Below are 19,635 nucleotides of genomic sequence, written 5' to 3'. Positions count from 1 at the left end.
TTTTGAGTTTCGTTATAATACATTTAGATAACAGCACAGCAAATTTTGTTACATCAACAGCATCACCATTCAAATATAGACTCACTTAGAAAGGGACGCGAATCATGGTCAAAAAAAAGAAATCGAGCCAATTTCTTAGAAGTTGTATCTTTGAAGCTCTGATGATCCTACTACAGCAAAAGCGATACGAAGATATCACTGTGTCTGAAATCACGAGCAAAGCGGGAGTTTCCCGCATGACGTACTATCGAACCTACTCTTCCAAGGAAGATATCATTATTCAGTATTTTAAAGAAAAAGTGAACGCTCTTTTAGAGAAAGAGCCTGAAATCGGCGACGAGCCGACCGAGGTATGGTATCGAAAATGTTTGCATTTCGTTTATGACGAACCGGTCTTGATGACGAAGATCCAGCAAACACCCGATCTTGCCAAAGCCAGCCAATCGTATTTAATCGACCTGCTTCAATACATGTTTCGAAAATATCGCAACGCGGATCTGGACGATCCCGTTATCCTGAACGGGTTGATTTATAAGGCCGGTGGTTTTATTTTTGTCGTATCCAAATGGATTCGAACCGGATTGAAGGAATCGCCGGAAGAAATATTGGAATGGATTCGGAAATACGAACAGCAATCAAGTTTTGAGAAGCCGCAGTGATGCGGTTTTTTTTGTGATTTCAACGATTCACCTCCCCCTTCGCTCAATCAAAGCGATTGAGCCGGCACGAAAAGAGAAAAAACGAAAACCTGGCACGAAAGATCTTTCTCCTTTCGTGTTTTTTTGCGCCTCGCCTTTTGTTTCTTTCTTTTCTCGTTTCGCCGAAACACACCGCCCCATGTAGACAACTTGTAGAATTTTATGTCTACAAAGGAGACAAAAGAAAAGATCCCTAAAAATGCGGGATCTCTATATCTTTTAAGCGGGCCATTCTCTCGTCGTAGTCGGGCATCCTTCGATGGATGGCGGCGTAAAACGCCTTGGAATGATCCGGATGTTCCAGATGGCAAAGCTCGTGCAGGATAATCGCCTCGACACATTCGAGCGGGACGAAAGCGAGATTCACATTGAGAGAGATACAGCGCCTGGCCGGCGTGCAGCTTCCCCACTTCGAGCGGTAAAAGCCAAAGCGCAAGTCAACCGCCTGGAATCCATATCGAAGCCGGACTTGTTCAAAGCGCGCGCGCAGTCTGGGCGTGGCGTAATGGCGGATAAACAACTTCCATGCTGTTTCGTCCGTATAAAACAGCGTGCCGTTCTCAATCCGTGTCGATTCCCCTTTTTTCAGCCCGTACCGCTCGCCGAACAAATAAAGAAAACCGCCTTCGCGCAGCGCGGTGTTTGCCTGTTTCTTTTCCTGGCGCTCGATCCATTCCTTGTTGTCGAAAAGAAACTGCCGGATTTGCTCGTCCGTTATAAAAGATGGAGCCGTAACGACGAGGGCTCCATCCTGGTATCGCATATAAATTTTTTTGTTATGCGGTTTGCGGACGACGGCGACCGGATGGTCATTCCACGTCGGCATACACCGCTTTAGCGATTTGCGCCATCGTTTCCATCGTCGCTTCCTGCTGCTTCAAATCGTAAGCGTCGTACTGGTGGACATTGCGAATCAAACTGTTCATCGGCAGTTGTCCATACAGCTTCGTTCCGCTTTCATGAAGAAATTGCTCCAGTTCGTTTTCGTCGTAGAACAACGCTTTTTCCTGGCAGTTCGGACATTCGAAATACGCCATGTTTTCCACGATTCCCAAAACAGGAACGTGCATTTCCTGACACATTTTGATGGCTTTGGTCACGATCATCGACACCATTGGCTGCGGTGTGGACACCATGAGCACGCCTTGAACCGGCAGCGACTGCAAAATCGTCAGCGCCACGTCGCCGGTGCCCGGCGGCATGTCGATGAGCAGCACGTCCAGCTCGCCCCAGACGACATCGGTGTAAAACTGCTTGACGACATTGCCCAAAATCGGGCCGCGCCAAATCACCGGATCGCTTTCATTTTGAACTAGGTAGTTCAGCGACATGATCTTGATACCGTCGACATCGACTGGAATGATTTCATTTTCCTTTGTCGCGTAGGCGTAACGCTCGTGGGCGTTCATCAGTCGCGGAATGGATGGACCCGTGATGTCGGCATCCATGATCCCGACACGCAGTCCTTGTTTTTGCATCGCGCGCGCGAGCATGACCGTGATCGTCGACTTTCCGACGCCGCCCTTTCCGGACAGCACCGCGATCACGTGTTTGATTTTCGATTGGGCGTTCGTTTCTACCGAACAGCTGGAGGCGTCTTTCGAACAACTTCCCTGGTTTGGACATCCTTCACAAGACATCGTTATCTCCTTCCCCGTCTAAGTCTGGAAAAAAACGCGTATACGCATCGCTTAGACGTTTGTTTTGAATATGCGTATAAATTTGCGTCGTTTTGATGTCGGCGTGGCCGAGCAGTTCCTGCACGACGCGCAAATCCGCCCCGCCATCCAGCAGGTGGCTCGCGTACGAATGACGGAAACTGTGCGCGGAAATACGCGGATCAAGCCCGAGCGCCGCCACTTTCTTTTTGATGAGCGCGTGCACGTACTGCCGGCTGATCCGATGGCCTTTTCCGTTCACAAACAGCGCGCTCTCCTTCGAAGAGGCGCTGGAACAGCGAACGTGGCGAATGTACCGCTCGATTTGCCGGGCCGCGGTTTGCGCGATAGGAACGATCCGCTCCTTGTCGCCTTTGCCGTGCCGGATTCGAACGATTTGCTCTTTCGTCTTGACATCGTTGAGATCGAGTGCGCAAAGCTCGGACACCCGCAATCCGCAGGCGTACAAGGTTTCAAGCACCGTCTTTCCCAATTCATCATAATCACCCGGACCAAAAGAATCAAGGATCATTTTTACTTGCGCCTCGCTCATATACACCGGCAAGTGCTTGGAGGACGAGGACTGCTTGAAATTGAGCGTTGGATCCGGCATCGTTTCGTCTTTGAGCGCCAGAAAGCGATGGAACGAGCGAACGGACGAGAGCATGCGCGCGCAAGAGGCGCTGGCGTGCCCCGGGCGATACCCGTTCATAAACCGGTCCAAATCGACGATGGAAACGTGCCTTGGCGTCTTACGCCCTTGCTGCTCCATCCAGTTCGCGTAATGAACCAAATCGTTCATATACGCCTCGGTCGTGCGCAGCGATTTGTTTTCCAATACCCGGATGTGGATCTCGTATTGATTGAGCGCCTGCTCCCACGTCATATCCATAAGCTGTCCTCGATCGTCGTCTTCGTGTGGCCTTCCTTGATCGCTTCGATCAACAGCGACTTGGCCCCTTTGGAGCGTCGGTCGTAAGCCACCTGCATGCGCTTGACACTGAAACGACACGCGTGCAGCGCCGCGAAAATCTCAAAGATCCGGTCGGGCCGGTGCACTAAATAAAAACGGCCGTTGGATTTGAGCAGCCGTCCGGCGCTGGCGACCAGCTCCTCGAGCGTGCAGTTCAACTCGAACCGTCCTTTAGCCCGCAAGTCCAGCCGCGTGTCGGGGTGCATTTCCTTTAACTCAAAAAAAGGCGGATTGCTGACGACGACATCCACCGGCTCGTGCTCGACACGCTGGATCGGGGCGTTGATCAGCTCCACCTCCCCGTCGATGAAACGCCGGACGTTTAGCTGGGCGACCTCAAACGACTCGGGCAGCACTTCGACGCCAATGAGCTTCGAACACGAAAAGCGGGAAGCGTAAACGAGCAGCGCCGCGTTGTTCGTTCCGATATCGAGCACGCTTTCGCCTTTTTTTATCCGCATGAACTGCGCGAGCAGACGCGTGTCCGTGTTTAAGCAAAAATGATTCGGATCTTGATACAGCTGAATGGATGGATCCACCAAATAGTCCAGCCGCAAATCGCTTTCATTGACCATGCTCGTTCTTTCCTTCCTTTTCTTTCTTCTTCAGCAAATCGCCCGCTGTCATAAACACTTTCGAATCGAGCGAGCGGTTCAGGCTCGCGACAATGTCTTGCGTCGTGTTGACGGGCTCTTCGAAAATCGTCGGCTGCTCGATGATTTGATCGGCGCGCTTGAGCGAGCCGATGCTCACGCCAATATGCCGGTAGCCGACCGGTTCGAAATGCTCCAGCAGCAATTCGGAAACGACCTCCCAAATCGTCGCATAGTTGTCCGTCATCGCGTTGAGGGTTTTCGAACGCATTTGATTGTGGAACGTCGTGTCGCGCAAAACGAGCGAGACGAGCCGTCCTTTTTGCTTGTCGCGGACGAGCTTGTTCCACAGCTCGCGCGTCAGGATTTGCGCCTGGGTTTGCGCTTCCTCCAGCGTATACAAGTCGGTTTTAAACGTTTTGGACACGGAAATGCTTTTGTGGGAAGTGGAAAACTCCAGCTTCGAAGACGAGTTTCCTTTCGCCTTTTGCATCATGGCGAACGCGTTTTTCCCAAGCAGCCGCCGCACAGCCGGCTCGAATCTAGGATCCACCAAATCGCCAATTCGTTCCACACCTTCTTTTTTGAGCGCCGGAACGGTTTTTTTACCGATCCCGATCATCTCCTCGATCGGCAACGGCCAAAGCTTGGCGGGAATTTCCGATTTGCGAAGCACCGTGATACCCATTGGCTTTTTCATGTCGCTGGCCATTTTCGCCAGAAACCGCGTCGGTCCCACACCAATCGAGCACGTCAGGCCAAGCTCTTGCAGCACGCCTTGCTGGATTTGAACCGCCATGTCCAGCGGCCGCGGATACTTTCGAATCGGCTCCGTGACATCCAGAAAGCACTCGTCGATCGAAAGAGGCTCCAGCTTGGCGGAATAGCGGCGCAAATACGCGAAAAACCGGGACGACAGCTTCCGGTAATACGCGTAGTCTCCGGGAATGACAACCAGTTCCGGGCACAATTCCTTGGCCTGGTAAACGGGCATCGCCGAATGGACGCCGTGCTTGCGCGCCTCGTAGTTGGCTGTCGAAAGCACGCCGCGCGAAGAGAGGGAGCCGATCGCGACCGGCTTATCTTTCAATTCAGGGTGTCGTAAAATTTCAGCGTTCGCGAAAAAGGCGTTCAAATCAATATGGAACAGCACGCTAGCCATGCCGGACTTCCTTTCGAAGCTCGCGCATCGACTCGACCGCGCTCTCCTTCGCGCTGCCGCTGGCCATGATGGCGAGTTCTTTGAGCGATTCCTCCTCGTCAAGCTGGCGAATCGAAGTCGTCGTTTCCTGCTCGTTTTGCGATTTGGACACGTAGTAATGCGAATCCGCCCACACAGCGACCGAAGACAAATGGGTGATGCACAACACTTGGTGGCTTTTGGACAACGAATACATTTTGCTTCCCATCGCCAGGGCGACTTTGCCGGAAACACCCGTGTCGATTTCGTCAAACACGATCGTGTCGATGCCTTCCTGCGTCTGGAACACCGTCTTGAGCGCGAGCATCAAACGGGAGAGCTCCCCGCCGCTGGCCGAACGCTTCAAAGGCGAAAAAGGCTGACCCGGATTCATCGAAACGACGAATTCAATTTCATCAATGCCATCGGCAGCCGGCTTCTTTTCGTGATCCTCCACCTGGAACCGGGCGTTTTCCAGCATCAAGTCGCGGCAATGCGTCTCGATTTCCTGCGACAGCGCGTCGAACACCGCCTTGCGGGATTTTGACAAGGCGCGAGCCGCCTGAAAATAGCTTTCCTCGCTCGTTTGAAGCTGCTTTTCCAGCTTTTCAAAAACATCCTGCCGGTGGATGATCCGGTCGATTCGCTCTTCGAATTCCTTAGCGCGCTCCATCATTTGCGAATAGCTGCCGCCGTATTTTCGGTACAGCTTCTTGATTTCGTATTCCCGCTCCTGCAAGGCGTCCAAATCTTCGTGGGCGTTAAAAATTTCCTCGCGTTTGTCCTTGATCGTCTCGGAAATATCCTGAAGCGAATAGTAAATCGAATGCAAAGACTCGCTTTCGCTTTCCAGCTGTTCGTTTTTGCGCATGATTTTGTACGTTTCGTAAACCGAGTCGAGAATGCCGTTGTCTTTAGTCAACATCGAGATGCACTCGCCCATCTCGTCAAGGTTTTGCTGGGCGCGCGAAAGCTGGCGAATTTTTTCCTGAAGCTCGGCCAGCTCGTTTTCCTGCACGTTGGCGGCCGTGATGGCGTTGAGCTCGTTTGTCAACGACTCGAGCTCCTCGTCGGAAAACGTTTCGTTTTGCGCTTTCGACAGCGCCCGTTTGGCGGCGCTGTAGCTTTTGTACCGGGTTTGCACTTCTTCTTTCAGCGTGGCGTTTTTCGCGTATTGATCCAGCAAATCGAGCTGAACCGCCGGATCCATCAGCTGAATCGTATCCATTTGCGAGTGCACGTCGATTAGTTTCGCCATGAGCGAGCGCACGAAGCCAAGGGTGCTCACTTGCTGGTTGATGCGAATCGTGCTTTTTCCCTGGCTTGTCACGGTTCGCTGAATGATGAGATTGTCCTCGATTTCAAATCCGTTGTCCTCCAGCATGGCGATCACTTCGGGATTGGGCCGGGAGAGCACCATCTGCAAAATCGCTTTCTCCTTGCCGTGGCGGACGATATTGCCCGTGATCCGGTTGCCGGACAAATACGAAAGCGCGTCAATCAACAGCGATTTTCCGGCGCCGGTTTCTCCCGTGATGACGGACATGTCCTTGTTGAAGTCGATAAACGCGCGGTCGAATAAAATATAGTCTTTGACCATTAATTGTTCGATCAAGTCTTTCACCTCTTTTCTTTTGCGTAAAGCAGCGCTTCCAAATTTCCGCTTCGCCCTTTGATTGGCGAGTCGATTTGCTCTACTTTTTTATAATACTGGCGCAGAAACGATTCCATATCCTCCAAAATGCGCTGGCGCAGCTTCGGATTTTTCAATACGCCTTTTTTATTCAAAGCCTGGGGTCCGCATTCGAATTGCGGCTTGACCAACACGACCAGATGCCGGACGTCTAAAACCGGCAGCACGTGGGCTAAAACGGTTTTGGCGGAAATGAAGCTGACATCCATGCAAAGAAAGTCGATTGGATCGTCGAACCAGTTCGCCTCGATGGCTTTGGCGTTTCTGCCTTCCATTTTAACGACTCGCTCGTCGGCATCCAAACCCGGATCCAGCTGCAAGTGGCCGACATCGAGCGCGTACACTTTGCGCGCGCCGGCCAGAAGCGCCGCCTGCGTGAAGCCGCCCGTGCTGGCGCCAATATCGAGAACGGTTTGTCCTGTCAAGTCGATATCGAAAGCGTGCAGGGCGGCGTCCAGTTTTTCAAAGGCCCGGGATACGTATTCCACTTCTTTTTTCTCGATGTCGATTTGATCGGCTTCGTCGACGACATACGCCGGCTTCGTGACAACTTTGCCATTGACCATGACCCGTCCTGCTTTGATGGCGTCCTGCGCCTTCGTCCGCGTCGGAAAGTACGATTGGCACGCCTGATCGAGCCTAGGCATTTTTGCGCTCCAGCCTTTCAAACACCGTGTCGATATCAATGCCTTCCTCCTGGCGCAGCACCCGGATCGAGCCTTGCGGAACAAAGTGGTCCTGAATGCCAATGATGTCGATTTGGTGGTCTTTCTTGTTCATCGCCTCCAAAATCGCGCTCGATAGCGAGCCAATTTCACAATCCGTCTCGAACACGGTCACCGGAAGGTTTTCCTTAAAGACCGTGTCGAGCATTTTCGTGTCGATTGGCTTAAAGAAGCGCGCGTTGATGACCATGACGCCCATAGCGTTTTCCCTGGCTTTTTGAATGAGCCGGTCGACATCCGGTCCGTAAGTGATGACGATTTGTTCCGGTATCCCGACAATGTGACACGTCCACGTCCCGATTTCGATGGCTTCATACCGCTCGTTGGGCGCGTAATGGACGTTGCCTCTCGGGTAGCGGATACAAAACGGCCCGTTGTACGCGAACGCGCTGTAAAGCAGGTTTTGCGCCTCTTTCGCGTCTTTTGGCTGCGAAAGGACAAGGTTCGGAATGCTGCGCAAAAACGCGATGTCGTAAATGCCTTGATGCGTTTCCCCGTCGTCGCCGACAAGACCGGCCCGGTCGATCCCAAACACCACCGGCACGTTCATTCTCGCCACGTCGTGGTTGATTTGATCGTAAGCCCGCTGCAAAAAAGACGAGTATATCGACACGAAAGGATGCAGGCCGCCCACCGCCATGCCGGCCGCCATCGTCACAGCGTGCTGTTCGGCGATACCGCAGTCAAAAAAGCGGTCTTTGTAGCGGCTGGCGAATTCCAGCAGCTTCGAGCCTTGCGCCATCGCGGGCGTAATGGCTACGATTTTTGGATTTTTCGCCGCCAAGTCGATCAACGTGTTGGAAATGACTTGCGACCAGGAAATCTCCTGTGGCGGCAGCTTGACAAGCAGTCTTCCCGTGGCTGGATCAAACGGGCCGACGCCATGCCATTTTCCGGTGCGGTCCTGCTCCGCCAGCTTGTATCCTTTCCCTTTTTGGGTGATGACGTGCACCACGATCGGACCTTCGTGCTCTTTGGCGGTTTCCAGCACTTTGATCAAAGCCGGAATATTGTGTCCGTCGACTGGTCCAAGATAATCCAGATTGAATTCTTTGAACAAAGGGGCGTCCACGAGCGAGTCTTTGAGCGAGTCGCGCAAATGCGTCAGGGAATGAAGCAAATTGACGCCGGTTTTCGTCTGATTCAAATTTGTCTTGACGTCTTGCTTCATATGCCGGTACAAGCTGGACGAGCGCAAGTTGGTCAGCCGTTTCTCAATGGCACCGTGGTTTTTCGAAATCGACATGTTGTTGTCGTTAAAAATGATGATCATCTTTTTGTGGCTGACGCCAATGTCGTTGAGCGCTTCCAGCGCCATGCCTCCCGACAGGGCGCCATCGCCGATAATGGGAATGATCTCGAAGTTTTCATGCTGCAAATCCCGGGCGATCGCCATCCCCAGCGCGGCGGAAAGCGAAGTGGAAGAATGCCCGGCCTCCCAGGCGTCGTGCACGCTTTCGCTTCGTTTTTGAAAACCGGAAAGGCCGTTGTGCTTGCGAAGCGTCGAAAACGCGCCGGCGCGTCCGGTCAGGATCTTGTGGGTGTAGCTTTGGTGTCCGACATCGAACAAAAATTTATCGTTAGGCGAGTGAAAGACATAATGGAGCGCAATCGTCAGCTCCACGACGCCTAGATTGCTGGATAAATGCCCGCCGGTTCTGGAAATCGAGCCAATCAGGAACATGCGGATGTCGTCCGCCAGCTCTTGCAGCTGTTTGGTCGACATCGACTTGATTTGATCCGGGGATTGAATATCGGTAATCTTCATACGCCGCCTCCTATTCTAATGTTTTATTTTTTTCGATCCAGCAGCGCGTGGATCGTGCTTCGTAGCGCCTCGTCTTCCAGCGCGAGCCGGTCCAGCCACGCCTCGATGCCTTCCAGAGATTGTCTGGCGTAGCGCTTGGCTTCTTCCAGTCCAAGCAGCGACACGGCCGTTGCTTTGTGATTGCGGGCGTCGCTGAGCGATTTTCCCATTTCCTGCTCCGTGCTCGTGGCATCCAAAATGTCGTCGACGATTTGAAACTGGATGCCCAGCGCCGTGCCAATGGCGATCCAGGCGGGAATGTCCTGCTCGCGGTCGGCCAAAATCGCCGCCGACACGAGCGGCAGGACAAGCAGCTGGCCGGTTTTGTACCGGTCGATTTCCAAAATCTGATCCAGCGTCGAATCCTCGCGCTGTTCCGCCTCCAAATCCAGCGACTGGCCAAGAATCATCCCTTCGCATCCGGCGTATTGCGCCAGACTGTCGGCGAGCTGCACTTTTTGCCGATCGCTGACCGGGCTTTGCAGCGCCATCTGAAAGCTGTACGACAGCAAGCCGTCGCCCGCCAAAATCGCGGTGGCCTCGTCGAACGCCTTGTGGCACGAAGGCTTGCCGCGGCGCAAGTCGTCGTCGTCCATCGCCGGCAAATCGTCGTGAATGAGCGAATACGTGTGGACCATTTCAATGGCGGCCGCCATCGGATATCCGGCTTCCGGCGCGATGCCATACGCCTTCAAAGCGTCGAAAAGCAGCTGCGGCCGAACGCGCTTGCCGCCATTCATCAACGAGTATTCCATCGCGTCGCGCACCGGCGAAGGGGCCAGGGCGAAAATTTTTTCCTGGATATAGGCGTTGAAATCAGACATCTTTTTTCTCTCCTTCATCCACCATTAACGCGTTCATCTTGTTTTCAAACCGCTTGAGCTGCGTTTCGCACTGCCTGGAAAGCTTCAGTCCTTCCTCGAACAGTTTCATCGCTTCTTCCAGCTCCAGCGTGTTGGAGTTGAGTTTGGTTACGATTTCGTCCAGCCGCTCCATCGCCTGGCGAAATGTCGTTTTTTCAGCCATTCGTTTTCTCCTTTTTTGTGATAGCCGCTTTCAGTGTGCCGTCCGATACCGTGATTCGGACTTCCTCGCCAAGACGAACCTCGTCGACGGCGCGCACCACTTTGCCTTCGGCTTGCACGATCGCGTAGCCGCGGCTTAAAACCTGTAGCGGCGAACAGGCGTCCAAGAGTGCCACGCTGCGGGCGAACCGCTCTTTTTGATGACGCAGCTGCGTCCTGGTGTTTTGATTCAGCAAGCCTCGCGCCGAATCCAGCTTCTGCCGGCCGGACTCGATGGCGTGCCGCGGCGAGGCGGCCCAAAGCGCGTCTTTGAGCGAACGCTCCCGGATGCATGCCATTTCGTATCGTTTCGTCAAGGCGTTTTCCAGCGCGCCGGACAGCTGATCGAGCCGCATTTGTTTTTCAACGACCCACATGAGCGGATCGCGCAAATACGGATTGTTCTCATAGCTCGACAACACGGTGCGGCTATGCGCGATCATTTGCCGGGTGCGGTCCGTTAAAAACTGTTTGGCGCCTTCGATCCAGCGCAAGGCGTCGTATTGGTCGCGGGACACGCGCTGGGCGGCGTAAGTCGGTGTCGCGACGCGCACATCAGCGGCCAGTTCGGCCAGCGTCGTGTCGACTTCATGCCCGATGCCGGCGACAAGAAACGTGTCGAGATCGTAAATCGTCTTGACGAGGTTTTCGTCGTTAAAACAAAACAAATCCTCAAAGCTTCCGCCCCCGCGCACAAGCAGCAGCGCGTCATGGCCGCCCCGGTCGGCGCGGCGAAGGGCCTGCATGAGCGAGGCGGGCGCGTCGCGTCCTTGCACCAGAGCGGGATAAAGCGTGACGTTCATCATCGGCCAGCGTTTTTTCAAAGTGACCAGCACATCCTGAAGCGCGGCTCCGTCGCGCGCGGTCACGATCCCGATGTTTTCGATCCAGGCCGGCTGCGGCTTTTTGGCTTCCTCGCTGAAATAGCCTTGCTGTTCGAGACGCCGTTTTCGTTGTTCAAATTCAAGATACAGCTCGCCGATGCCTTCCGGGCGCATCGCCTTGACGTACAGCTGGAGCGATCCGCGCTGCTCGTAAATGCTGACGGAGCCGTTGACCAGCACCTGCATGCCTTCTTCCACGCTAAAGCGCAGGCGGTTGACATAGGAGGCGAACATGACGCAGCTCATTTCGCTGCGGGAATCTTTGATGGAAAAGTAGTAGTGGCCGCTGCGGTGTTTGGTGAGGTTGCTGATTTCGCCCTGGATCCAAACGCCATCCAGCGGCACGCTTTGCGCGATGACGTTTTTTAAGCGCGTTAAAAGCGCCGATACGGGAACGACGCGGGCGCTCATAGTTGATCGAGGACGCCGTTGATCAGTTTGTAGGAATCATCGTCGCAATATTTTTTCGCCAGCTTGATCGCCTCGTTAATGACGACCGGCTTGGGAATGTCGTTTTGAAGGATCTCCTGCAAAGAGACGAGCAGGATCGCCTGCTCCAAAACGCTTAAACGGTCGAACGACCAGTCTTTGCGCAAGTATTTGGAAATGATGTCAATGTACTCTTGTTCGTGTTCGATCGTTCCAATCGTCAACGCGTACAAATATCCGTCAATGTTGTTGTTGCCGCGCATCGCGTCAAACACGCACTTCCGAATATCGGTTCCGAGCAGTAGATGCTGATACACACAGCGAAGCGCGATTTCGCGCATGTCGTGCCGTGTGAGCTGTTTTGGTTGATTTTCGCTCATTATGATTCCTCCTTATGCGAAAAAAGGAAATCTCTTGAGAAGATTTCCTAGAAAATGAATCCGACTACATCAATCTGGATCGCTTCCGGTTTATGGTCGGTCATGTAAGAAATGCTTTCAAAGATCTTGTTTTGCAGAGCCGCACATACATCGGTCACATTCGCGTTGTAGTCGATCTTGACCGGGATGTTCAAAAACAATTTGTTGTCCTCGATCCGCGTCGTGATCCCGTTTTTGAATGGTTTGTTCGATTCAAAGATCTGTACGTGGTCGACTTCCTCGATCACGTTGGCCGCGATCGTCGAGAAAACGCTTTTATTTAACGTTACCGTTCCCAAATCATCTTTCGATGTGAGCTGAATAAATTCTTTTGCCATAAAATTATCACCTTTTCTTTCCTCATTATAACAAATTCTAGTCAAAGCACCAATCTTTAACGCTTTTTTTTGCGAGAATGTCGCGTGTGCTCACGATATCTCTGTGTAATTGCGCTTTCAGCGCCTCGATCGACGCGAATTTCTGCTCCGGACGCAGCCGGACCGCAAATAAAAACCGCACCCGGCGTCCATACAAGTTTTCGTTGAAATCAAGCAAGTGGGCCTCGATCGTTTTTTTCTCGTTGCCAAACGTCGGATTGTAGCCGATGTTGATCATCGCCGGCACCAGACGCCGCCCGACTTGCACAAAACCGGCATAGACGCCGGTGGCGGGCAGCACATAGTCCGGATCGCATTCCAGATTGGCGGTCGGGATGCCCAGCAGCTTTCCGCCGCGCTGGAACCCTTTTCCGATGATTCCGTCCAGCGAATACATATAGCCAAGCAGCTCGTCCGCCAGCTCGATTTTCCCTTCCTTGACGTAACGTTCGATAGTCGACGACGAGATTTTTTGCTGTTGGGTTTCCATGAAGGGGTCCAGCGCGACGACGCGCAGGCGCGGATCACTTTTCAAACTGTCGACATTTCCCTTGTTTTTGGCGGCGTAATGAAAATCGGTGCCGCACACAAGCGTTTGGACATGCATCGCGACGAGCACGTCGTGAAACGCCTGCTCATGCAAGGCCGCGAACGATTTCGTAAAGCGAAGAATGTACACAAAGTCGAATCCTTTTTTCGCCAGCATGCTGAGCCGCTTGGGCAGCGGAGTCAAGTAGTCCAGCGTCTGCTCGGGATGAAAAATCGTCCACGGATCGGGATCGAACAAAATGACGCCGCTGGCCAAATGCTCCTGCTTCGCCAAATCGAGCGTCTTGTTCAAAAGAAGCTGATGGCCTTTGTGCAAGCCGTCAAAATACCCCACACAGCAAACCGTCTCGGGAAGCGAGGGAATCGCCGTGTGTTCGATTTCCACGATTTCCATTACCACAACCCCCTTTTGCAGCGGTACACGCCTTTTTCGTCCCGCTCGTAGATCGCGATGATTTTTCCGGCATCTGTGATGGCGATGCGCTGGGCCTCCGCCTGGCAGGCGATCGGCTTGCCGTTGTACACGTCGTCGACCGGCTCGTAGGCGACGCGCTCCATCGTTTCAAACGCCGACTCGAGCGAATGCAGCGTGTGGCTTGGCGCGTCCAGATCTTCGGCTTGCGACAAGTCGAATCCACCCGCCTGCGTGCGAACCAGCGAAGTCATCGTCCCGACGTTGCCGGTCTTGGCCGCGATGTCCCGGCAAATCGAGCGGATATACGTCCCGCTTGAACACGCGATTTCAAAGCGCATCGCCTGCTCATCCAGCACCTTCGCGCGGTAAATCTCAATATCGGCGAATACGCGGGGCACTTCCTTGCCTTCCCGCTGGTACTCGTACAGCTTTTTGCCGGCGATTTTTTTGGCCGACGTATCCGGCACTTGCTGTTTCTGGGCCCCCACCATCGTGTCGAGCACAGCTTGCAAGTTTTCAATGGGCTGAACCGGCCTGGTTTCGACCACTTCGCCCCAAATGTCGTCCGTGTCCGTTTTTTTGCCAAGAGCCATCGTCGCGATGTACGTTTTGTCCTGGTTTTCCAAAAACTGCAGCGCCTTGCACGCGCGCCCGCAAAGGACGACAAGCACGCCGGTCGCGTTGGGATCGAGCGTGCCGGTATGGCCGAATTTTTTTTGTTTGTATTTTTTTCGCAACCGGGCGATGACATCGTGACTCGTCATGCCGTACGGTTTGTTGATTACGAGGATTCCATCCATCATGTTTTATCACCTGTTTCATTGTATGTGGTTTTTCATGGTTTGGCAACTTTGGCGTGTGCTATAATCGAAACGAAATGGAGAGTTTATGAAAATTCAATCGGTTTTACGGGCGATCCGGAACGCGGATCGCGATTTTGATTTAATTGGCGACGGGGATAAAATCGCCGTGGCCTTGAGCGGCGGAAAAGACAGCATGCTTTTGTTCGTCGCCTTAGGCATGTATCAAAAATTCAAAGGAAAAAATTTCGAGTTGTGCGGCATTCACGTCGATGTCGGCTTCGAGGACTTTGAGCACGAAAAAATGAAAGCGTTCGCCAAACAGCATGGCTTGACGCTCTACATCGAGAAAACGAGAATCTTCGAAATTTTGCAAAAAGAACAAAATCTGCATCGTGGTAAAATCCAGTGCTCGCTTTGCTCGACGTTGAAAAAAGGCGTGCTGTTCGAAAAGGCGAAGGCGCTTGGCTGCAACAAGATCGCTTTGGGCCACCATGGCGACGACGCGGTTGAAACGCTGTTTTTGAATATGATCCACGGATCCAAGGTGGCGACGTTTTTGCCAAAACAGTACATGTCGCGCATGGATATGGACATGATTCGCCCTCTGGTGTATCTCAAGGAAAGCGAGATCGTCGGCGTCGTCGAGGAAAACGGCATTCCCAGTGTCCGGCGCGTCTGTCCAAACGACGGCTTCACGCAGCGCCAGGAAATGAAGGAGTTTCTAGACAAGTTGTATGCGGCTTACCCGATGGCGCACGACAACTTTATCACGGCGCTCTCCAACACAAAGCAGATCCACTTGTGGCAAAACGCAAAAAAGGAGAAAAAATAAATACCGCTTTTTATGATCCGATGATACAATGAAACCGGAAATGGTATCTTCCAGAGAAATCGAACCGCGAAAGCTGATGATCCCTACGCTGTTTTCAGTATGGGCCATCGGCTTTTTTTGTGTGAAAGGAGATTGTTTCATGTTGTTTTCATTCGCGATTCTTTTTGGCGCCGGCTTGCTGCTTGGCAAGCTGTGCGAAAAGTTCAAACTGCCTTCCCTGCTTGGGATGCTTGTAGCCGGGATCCTCATCGGACCGTACGGGTTGAACGCGCTGGACAAAAGCGTGCTGGATATTTCGGCGCAGCTACGCAAGATCGCGCTCATCGTGATTTTGATCCGGGCCGGGCTGAACCTCGATCTGGCCGATTTAAAACGAGCCGGACGGCCGGCGATCTTGATGTGTTTCGTTCCGGCTGTCTTCGAAATCGCCGCGACGACGCTGCTCGCGCCGCTCGTCTTTCCGCTCTCGCGGCTGGACGCCGCGCTGGCGGGCTGCGTTTTAGCGGCGGTGTCGCCGGCGGTCATCGTGCCGCACATGCTCAAAGTCATGGAATCGGGCCGCGGCGTAAAACAAAGCATTCCGCAAATGATTTTGGCGGGAGCCAGCGCCGACGACATCGTCGTGCTCGTCCTGTTTAGTGTCGTCCTTTCGATGCAGTCGGGCCAGGGTGTCGACTTGTCCACGTTTTGGCGCATTCCCACGTCAATCGGTTTGGGCATCGCGGGCGGCATCGCGACAGGCTGGCTGCTGCTGCAAGGATTCAAGCGCTGGAAGCTCAATCCCGTCGAGGAAGTGCTCGTGTACTTGAGCGTGTGCTTTTTGCTTGTAACGCTTGAGGACACGCTCAACGGGCCGGTCGCGTTTAGCGGCTTGGTGGCGACGATGGCGGCGGGCATGGTCGTCGCACGCCAAAATCAAAAAAAAGCGAAATCGCTTTCGACTTCGTTTTCCTCGATTTGGACGATGGCGCAAATCGTGCTGTTTGTGCTTGTCGGCGCCTCGGTCAACGTGGCGTTCGCCACGCGTAGTTTTCTGCCGGCTCTCGTTTTGATTTTAGGCGTTTTGCTTGTGCGCATGGCAGGCGTCTGGTGCTGCCTGCTGGGCACGGGACTCCATCGCAAGGAAAAAGCGTTTTGTATGATCGCCTACATGCCCAAGGCGACCGTGCAGGCGGCCATTGGCGCCGTGCCGCTTTCCATGGGTCTGGCTTGCGGGGAAACCATTTTGACGATCGCGGTCACCGCCATTTTGGTCACCGCTCCGCTGGGCGCGTTTTTCATCGACCGGACGTATTCGTCGTGGCTGCGTCTTTAAATCAGGACGCCGTGCAGATGGTCGATTTCGTGCTGGATGATTTGCGCCGTGAAGCCGGCAAAGCGTTGCGTCCGCCGTTTGAATCGGCTGTCTTTGTATTCGACTTCGATTAGCTCGTAGCGGGTGCAGGCGTGCACGCCGCGCACCGACAGGCATCCCTCCTCCGTCTGGTATGGGATGCTTTTTTTGGTGATGACCGGGTTGTACATGAGCACATAGTCGTCCCCGTCCTGAATGGCGATGATGTTTTTCAGCTCGCCAATCATGTTAGCCGCCATGCCGACGCAATGGTGCGAATGCGCCTTTAACGTATCCAGCAAATCCTGGCCGATACCTCGATCGGCCTTGATGGCGGGTTTGGATGGCCGGGAAAGAATCGCTTCGTCATGGATGATTGTCCGTATCATAAAAGTCCTCCGTTTTTTTCATTGTAACGAAAGAAATCGGGTCCGGCAAGCGGTTTCCCGGCTTGGAATGTGTTCTTCTTTCCAAAAATATGATAAAATTTATGTAGTTTTTAAAAGAAAGGACAGATTTTATGGCTGGATGGATCGAGAATTGGCAAAACACCAAGAGAAAAAAACGATTTGAAACGATCTACGGCGTCGAATTGCCGGACGAATGCCGGGCGCAGGAATCAGGCCGTGTCGTTTCCCCGGGCCGCTTCGTGCTACGCTTTCCGTATTGGAAACACGCCAAGGCGGATGGCACGAAGGACCGCCGCAAAAAAGAAAACGAAATGATCTATCCCGAAAGCGTGCTCTGGATCGGATCGTTTCGGATCATATGCGAACAGCCTGCCCTTTTGCTTCGGCTTGCAAAACAGCTTCGCGCCCAGGGATGGGAGATTGACTTGTGCAAGGAGGAGCGCGAAAAAGCGCGACGACGGCGCGAGGAATGGAGCGAGTCGTTTGCCGACATCACGCTTCAAAAGCTCATTCGACGCTTTGAACGCGATCCCATCCGTTTTGAAACGTATTGCGCGACGCTCTTTGAAAAGCTTGGCTATACCGTTACGCAGACGCCGGCATCCAACGATGGCGGGTTTGACTTGCGGCTTGAGCGAGATGGCGCGCTGTTCGGTCTGGTGGAATGTAAGCTGTACCAGCCTTCGTCCAAGATTTCCCGGCCCGTCGTCCAAAAGCTCGTTGGCGCCAACGAGCTTTTCCAGGCGCCTCACCTGCTCATTGTGACGACGAGCTCGTTTACAAAAGAGGCAGCTTCGTTTGCCCGCTGTACCCATGTGCAAATGGTCGATGGCCAGGCGCTGCTTGCGCTCATCGAGTCCATCGCCCAAAAAGAGGAAGTGCCCGATCCGGGTGTGGTGGAGCTGGAGGCGGAAGATTTGCGACGCTGCTTCCCTTTGGATTTTGAGGAGGTATTTCAATGAACAAGGCGGGATGGAACCCGTGGCATGGCTGCCATAAGCTTTCGGAAGGCTGCAAATACTGTTTCATGCACACCTCCGATTTGCGGCATGGGCGCGATCCGGAGCTTGTATGCAAATCCAGCTCCGCGTTCGACTTGCCGCTTCGCAAAGACCGGAACGGATTTTGGAAAATTCCGTCCGGAACCGAGGTCGCGGTTTGTTTTACATCGGACTTCTTTTTGGAGGAGGCGGATCTTTGGCGCGATGAGGCGTGGTCGATTATTCGCTTTCGCGAAGATTTGCGTTTTTTGATTGCCACAAAGCGGGTGGAGCGAATCGGGCAATGTCTGCCGGCGGACTGGGGCGAAGGCTGGAAGCATGTCATGATCGCCGTCAGTTGTGAAAACCAGCGTCGGGCCGATGAGCGGCTGCACCTGTTTTCGAAGATTCCGTGCAAACACAAGGCGGTTTTCGCGGCGCCGCTGCTGGAGCCGATTGATTTTCGGGTCTGGTTTTCCCAAATGCGGATTGAACTCGTTTCCGTTTCCGGCGAGAACGGCCGGTACGCCCGGCCTTGCCGGTTTGAGTGGATCGAGCGAATTTATCAGGACGCCAAGGCGAATGGCGTGGCTTTCTCTTTTCATCAAACGGGAACCCACTTTGTGAAAGACAACATCTTGTACACCATCAGGCGGATGGATCAGTTTTCCCAGGCGAAAAAAGCGACGCGCTATTTGGCGCAAAAAAAGCGATAAAAAAAGCGGCAGTGCCGCTTTTTATCATATGATACCCAAGAACAGAGACTTTTCCCTGTATATACAGGTGGGTGAACTGTGATCAAAATTAGGATCCCCACGCGTAGCGGGTCTTCAACACAAATGACCAACATCCGTTCTCCCTTATCTCAACTTGTAGGAAAAATTAAATATCCTTGGGCAACTCCTATAATACCCAATGTCGTCGGACAATGCAAGTGGCAGAATCGTTTTTGAATGTATTGTTCTTTTCAATATTTTTTTCGATTTTTTTTCGATAAAGGTTTATAATGAATTCAAAAGAAAGAAAGAATGTATTTATGGAAAAAAAGATTCAACGCTTCTTCCTGAAAAATCATATTGAACCAACCGAAATCAAATACATCAAACGGGAAGAGGGAAAGACTTGTATTTACCTCATCGACGGGCGGATTGTCGAGACGTACACGCCACTCAAGGCGATCGTGGACGAGCTGCCGGTCGACGAATTTCTCTCCATCAACAAAGGAATCGTCGCCGCCACCTGCCGAATCGTCAACATCAAGGACGATTTGTACACGATGCGCGACGGGAGCATATTTAAAGGGAGGGCGCGGATGCCCCGCCTTTTAAAATACGAGCACGAAAAGAAATTCAACACCTCGAAAAAAAGCCAGGAGCTCGAAATCGACGCGCAATGCGCGATTTTCGACGATTGCCCTTTGCCGTTCGCGCTGGTCGGAATCGAATACGACCACGACGGCCACGAACTCGATTATATCGTTCACTACGCCAACGACGCCTGTTTGCGTTTGTTTGACAAACAGGAGGAAAACGTGTTGAATCAATCGCTCTATTTGTTCAATATCGAGAAAAAGACCCTGGTTTTAATCGCGGATGTCGCCTTAAACGGAGGACAGCGCGTATTTCAATTTCTCTCCGTTCCGCGCGCCATCCAGTGCTACCAGCCCGAGGACGGGTTTTGCGCCTTGTTGATGATGCCCGAGTAAATTCAAGGTATAGCTTGCGCTATATCTTTTTCTTTTCTCCATTCAAAAAAAAAGGGGCTGTAACGAATCAGTGATTTTTAGAAATCACTAGAGCGTTGCAGCTCTTTT

Annotated in this window: 22 protein-coding genes and 1 riboswitch; of the genes, 6 read left to right on the top strand and 16 right to left on the bottom strand. The window is 52.9% G+C overall.

All coding sequences use genetic code 11. The features are described from left to right. Positions 1-104 precede the first annotated feature (104 nt). A complete protein-coding gene (locus E5336_RS00995; RefSeq protein ID WP_135979231.1) occupies positions 105-659 on the top strand; it encodes a TetR/AcrR family transcriptional regulator in 555 nt (184 codons plus the stop codon). A 232-nt stretch (positions 660-891) separates the two neighbouring features. Here the strand turns inward: E5336_RS00995 and E5336_RS00990 are convergent, their stop codons facing one another. The 15 genes from E5336_RS00990 to truB are packed head-to-tail and all read right to left on the bottom strand — an operon-like array spanning position 892 to position 14,267. Beyond that, positions 892-1,524 carry a M48 family metallopeptidase gene (locus tag E5336_RS00990; RefSeq protein ID WP_135979230.1) on the bottom strand — a complete coding sequence of 211 codons (633 nt, stop codon included), beginning with the start codon at positions 1,522-1,524 and terminating at the stop codon, positions 892-894. Further along, complete coding sequence (locus E5336_RS00985; protein ID WP_135979229.1) at positions 1,508-2,338, bottom strand: Mrp/NBP35 family ATP-binding protein; 831 nt, start codon at positions 2,336-2,338, stop codon at positions 1,508-1,510. Before E5336_RS00985 ends, E5336_RS00990 begins: the two co-directional genes overlap by 17 nt. Next, positions 2,328-3,248: a tyrosine-type recombinase/integrase gene (locus tag E5336_RS00980; RefSeq protein ID WP_135979228.1), complete on the bottom strand. Its 921-nt coding sequence runs from the start codon at positions 3,246-3,248 to the stop codon at positions 2,328-2,330. Before E5336_RS00980 ends, E5336_RS00985 begins: the two co-directional genes overlap by 11 nt. Continuing rightward, a complete protein-coding gene (locus E5336_RS00975; protein ID WP_135979227.1) occupies positions 3,239-3,904 on the bottom strand; it encodes a tRNA1(Val) (adenine(37)-N6)-methyltransferase in 666 nt (221 codons plus the stop codon). The genes E5336_RS00980 and E5336_RS00975 overlap by 10 nt, the downstream gene beginning before the upstream one ends. Beyond that, positions 3,894-5,084, bottom strand: coding sequence for a DNA polymerase IV (dinB, locus tag E5336_RS00970; RefSeq protein ID WP_135979226.1), 1,191 nt, complete (start codon positions 5,082-5,084; stop codon positions 3,894-3,896). The genes E5336_RS00975 and dinB overlap by 11 nt, the downstream gene beginning before the upstream one ends. Then, positions 5,077-6,717 (bottom strand): DNA repair protein RecN, encoded by a 1,641-nt coding sequence (gene recN / locus E5336_RS00965; RefSeq protein ID WP_135979225.1) that lies wholly within the window; start codon positions 6,715-6,717, stop codon positions 5,077-5,079. The genes dinB and recN overlap by 8 nt, the downstream gene beginning before the upstream one ends. 5 nt (positions 6,718-6,722) lie before the next feature. Further along, positions 6,723-7,442, bottom strand: coding sequence for a TlyA family RNA methyltransferase (locus E5336_RS00960; protein WP_135979224.1), 720 nt, complete (start codon positions 7,440-7,442; stop codon positions 6,723-6,725). After that, on the bottom strand, positions 7,435-9,288 hold the full coding sequence (gene dxs / locus E5336_RS00955; protein WP_135979223.1) for a 1-deoxy-D-xylulose-5-phosphate synthase: 1,854 nt from the start codon (positions 9,286-9,288) through the stop codon (positions 7,435-7,437). Before dxs ends, E5336_RS00960 begins: the two co-directional genes overlap by 8 nt. 23 nt (positions 9,289-9,311) lie before the next feature. Next, on the bottom strand, positions 9,312-10,151 hold the full coding sequence (locus E5336_RS00950) for a polyprenyl synthetase family protein (protein ID WP_135979222.1): 840 nt from the start codon (positions 10,149-10,151) through the stop codon (positions 9,312-9,314). Further along, complete coding sequence (gene xseB, locus E5336_RS00945; RefSeq protein ID WP_135979221.1) at positions 10,144-10,353, bottom strand: exodeoxyribonuclease VII small subunit; 210 nt, start codon at positions 10,351-10,353, stop codon at positions 10,144-10,146. The genes E5336_RS00950 and xseB overlap by 8 nt, the downstream gene beginning before the upstream one ends. Continuing rightward, entirely contained in the window at positions 10,346-11,686 is a 1,341-nt protein-coding gene (xseA, locus tag E5336_RS00940) for an exodeoxyribonuclease VII large subunit (protein WP_135979220.1), read from the bottom strand. Before xseA ends, xseB begins: the two co-directional genes overlap by 8 nt. Beyond that, positions 11,683-12,084 (bottom strand): transcription antitermination factor NusB, encoded by a 402-nt coding sequence (nusB, locus tag E5336_RS00935; RefSeq protein WP_135979219.1) that lies wholly within the window; start codon positions 12,082-12,084, stop codon positions 11,683-11,685. The genes xseA and nusB overlap by 4 nt, the downstream gene beginning before the upstream one ends. A 47-nt stretch (positions 12,085-12,131) precedes the next feature. Next, positions 12,132-12,461: an Asp23/Gls24 family envelope stress response protein gene (locus tag E5336_RS00930; protein WP_135979218.1), complete on the bottom strand. Its 330-nt coding sequence runs from the start codon at positions 12,459-12,461 to the stop codon at positions 12,132-12,134. Positions 12,462-12,498: 37 nt separating this feature from the next. Beyond that, on the bottom strand, positions 12,499-13,443 hold the full coding sequence (ribF, locus tag E5336_RS00925) for a riboflavin biosynthesis protein RibF (RefSeq protein ID WP_135979217.1): 945 nt from the start codon (positions 13,441-13,443) through the stop codon (positions 12,499-12,501). Then, entirely contained in the window at positions 13,443-14,267 is an 825-nt protein-coding gene (gene truB / locus E5336_RS00920; protein ID WP_338400911.1) for a tRNA pseudouridine(55) synthase TruB, read from the bottom strand. Before truB ends, ribF begins: the two co-directional genes overlap by 1 nt. Positions 14,268-14,352: 85 nt before the next feature. Between truB and E5336_RS00915 the strand changes: the two genes are divergently transcribed. Beyond that, entirely contained in the window at positions 14,353-15,099 is a 747-nt protein-coding gene (locus E5336_RS00915; protein ID WP_135979216.1) for a tRNA 2-thiocytidine biosynthesis TtcA family protein, read from the top strand. Positions 15,100-15,126: 27 nt separating this feature from the next. After that, a riboswitch (Fluoride riboswitch) is annotated at positions 15,127-15,192 on the top strand. Positions 15,193-15,238: 46 nt separating this feature from the next. Next, positions 15,239-16,414 (top strand): cation:proton antiporter, encoded by a 1,176-nt coding sequence (locus E5336_RS00910; protein WP_135979215.1) that lies wholly within the window; start codon positions 15,239-15,241, stop codon positions 16,412-16,414. Here E5336_RS00910 and E5336_RS00905 read toward each other — a convergent pair. Further along, positions 16,411-16,821, bottom strand: coding sequence for a peptide deformylase (locus tag E5336_RS00905; protein WP_135979214.1), 411 nt, complete (start codon positions 16,819-16,821; stop codon positions 16,411-16,413). The two genes, E5336_RS00910 and E5336_RS00905, sit on opposite strands and share 4 nt — an antisense overlap. Positions 16,822-16,952: 131 nt before the next feature. Here E5336_RS00905 and E5336_RS00900 point away from each other — a divergent pair, with 131 nt between their 5' ends. The 3 genes from E5336_RS00900 (at position 16,953) to E5336_RS00890 (ending at position 19,527) form a co-directional block, all read left to right on the top strand. Further along, positions 16,953-17,804, top strand: a complete 852-nt coding sequence (locus E5336_RS00900) for a restriction endonuclease (RefSeq protein ID WP_135979213.1) — start codon at positions 16,953-16,955, stop codon at positions 17,802-17,804. Next, positions 17,801-18,538 carry a DUF5131 family protein gene (locus E5336_RS00895; RefSeq protein ID WP_135979212.1) on the top strand — a complete coding sequence of 246 codons (738 nt, stop codon included), beginning with the start codon at positions 17,801-17,803 and terminating at the stop codon, positions 18,536-18,538. Before E5336_RS00900 ends, E5336_RS00895 begins: the two co-directional genes overlap by 4 nt. Before the next feature lie 320 nt (positions 18,539-18,858). Then, positions 18,859-19,527: a LytTR family transcriptional regulator DNA-binding domain-containing protein gene (locus tag E5336_RS00890; RefSeq protein ID WP_168353495.1), complete on the top strand. Its 669-nt coding sequence runs from the start codon at positions 18,859-18,861 to the stop codon at positions 19,525-19,527. Positions 19,528-19,635: the final 108 nt, after the last annotated feature.

It is taken from the genome of Dubosiella muris, from assembly GCF_004793885.1.
Classification (GTDB): domain Bacteria; phylum Bacillota_I; class Bacilli_A; order Erysipelotrichales; family Erysipelotrichaceae; genus Dubosiella; species Dubosiella muris.
Note: the sequence above shows the minus strand (reverse complement) of the source record. Positions and strands in the feature narration are given on the sequence as shown.

Excerpts from the sequence above, each read along its gene's own strand:
- E5336_RS00995 (WP_135979231.1), top strand. The coding sequence starts at position 105 with ATGGTCAAAAAAAAGAAATCGAGCCAATTTCTTAGAAGTTGTATCTTT.
- E5336_RS00990 (WP_135979230.1), bottom strand. The coding sequence starts at position 1,524 with ATGCCGACGTGGAATGACCATCCGGTCGCCGTCGTCCGCAAACCGCAT.
- E5336_RS00985 (WP_135979229.1), bottom strand. The coding sequence starts at position 2,338 with ATGTCTTGTGAAGGATGTCCAAACCAGGGAAGTTGTTCGAAAGACGCC.
- E5336_RS00980 (WP_135979228.1), bottom strand. The coding sequence starts at position 3,248 with ATGGATATGACGTGGGAGCAGGCGCTCAATCAATACGAGATCCACATC.
- E5336_RS00975 (WP_135979227.1), bottom strand. The coding sequence starts at position 3,904 with ATGGTCAATGAAAGCGATTTGCGGCTGGACTATTTGGTGGATCCATCC.
- dinB (WP_135979226.1), bottom strand. The coding sequence starts at position 5,084 with ATGGCTAGCGTGCTGTTCCATATTGATTTGAACGCCTTTTTCGCGAAC.
- E5336_RS00960 (WP_135979224.1), bottom strand. The coding sequence starts at position 7,442 with ATGCCTAGGCTCGATCAGGCGTGCCAATCGTACTTTCCGACGCGGACG.
- dxs (WP_135979223.1), bottom strand. The coding sequence starts at position 9,288 with ATGAAGATTACCGATATTCAATCCCCGGATCAAATCAAGTCGATGTCG.
- E5336_RS00950 (WP_135979222.1), bottom strand. The coding sequence starts at position 10,151 with ATGTCTGATTTCAACGCCTATATCCAGGAAAAAATTTTCGCCCTGGCC.
- xseB (WP_135979221.1), bottom strand. The coding sequence starts at position 10,353 with ATGGCTGAAAAAACGACATTTCGCCAGGCGATGGAGCGGCTGGACGAA.
- xseA (WP_135979220.1), bottom strand. The coding sequence starts at position 11,686 with ATGAGCGCCCGCGTCGTTCCCGTATCGGCGCTTTTAACGCGCTTAAAA.
- nusB (WP_135979219.1), bottom strand. The coding sequence starts at position 12,084 with ATGAGCGAAAATCAACCAAAACAGCTCACACGGCACGACATGCGCGAA.
- E5336_RS00930 (WP_135979218.1), bottom strand. The coding sequence starts at position 12,461 with ATGGCAAAAGAATTTATTCAGCTCACATCGAAAGATGATTTGGGAACG.
- ribF (WP_135979217.1), bottom strand. The coding sequence starts at position 13,443 with ATGGAAATCGTGGAAATCGAACACACGGCGATTCCCTCGCTTCCCGAG.
- truB (WP_338400911.1), bottom strand. The coding sequence starts at position 14,267 with ATGATGGATGGAATCCTCGTAATCAACAAACCGTACGGCATGACGAGT.
- E5336_RS00915 (WP_135979216.1), top strand. The coding sequence starts at position 14,353 with ATGAAAATTCAATCGGTTTTACGGGCGATCCGGAACGCGGATCGCGAT.
- E5336_RS00910 (WP_135979215.1), top strand. The coding sequence starts at position 15,239 with ATGTTGTTTTCATTCGCGATTCTTTTTGGCGCCGGCTTGCTGCTTGGC.
- E5336_RS00905 (WP_135979214.1), bottom strand. The coding sequence starts at position 16,821 with ATGATACGGACAATCATCCATGACGAAGCGATTCTTTCCCGGCCATCC.
- E5336_RS00900 (WP_135979213.1), top strand. The coding sequence starts at position 16,953 with ATGGCTGGATGGATCGAGAATTGGCAAAACACCAAGAGAAAAAAACGA.
- E5336_RS00895 (WP_135979212.1), top strand. The coding sequence starts at position 17,801 with ATGAACAAGGCGGGATGGAACCCGTGGCATGGCTGCCATAAGCTTTCG.
- E5336_RS00890 (WP_168353495.1), top strand. The coding sequence starts at position 18,859 with ATGGAAAAAAAGATTCAACGCTTCTTCCTGAAAAATCATATTGAACCA.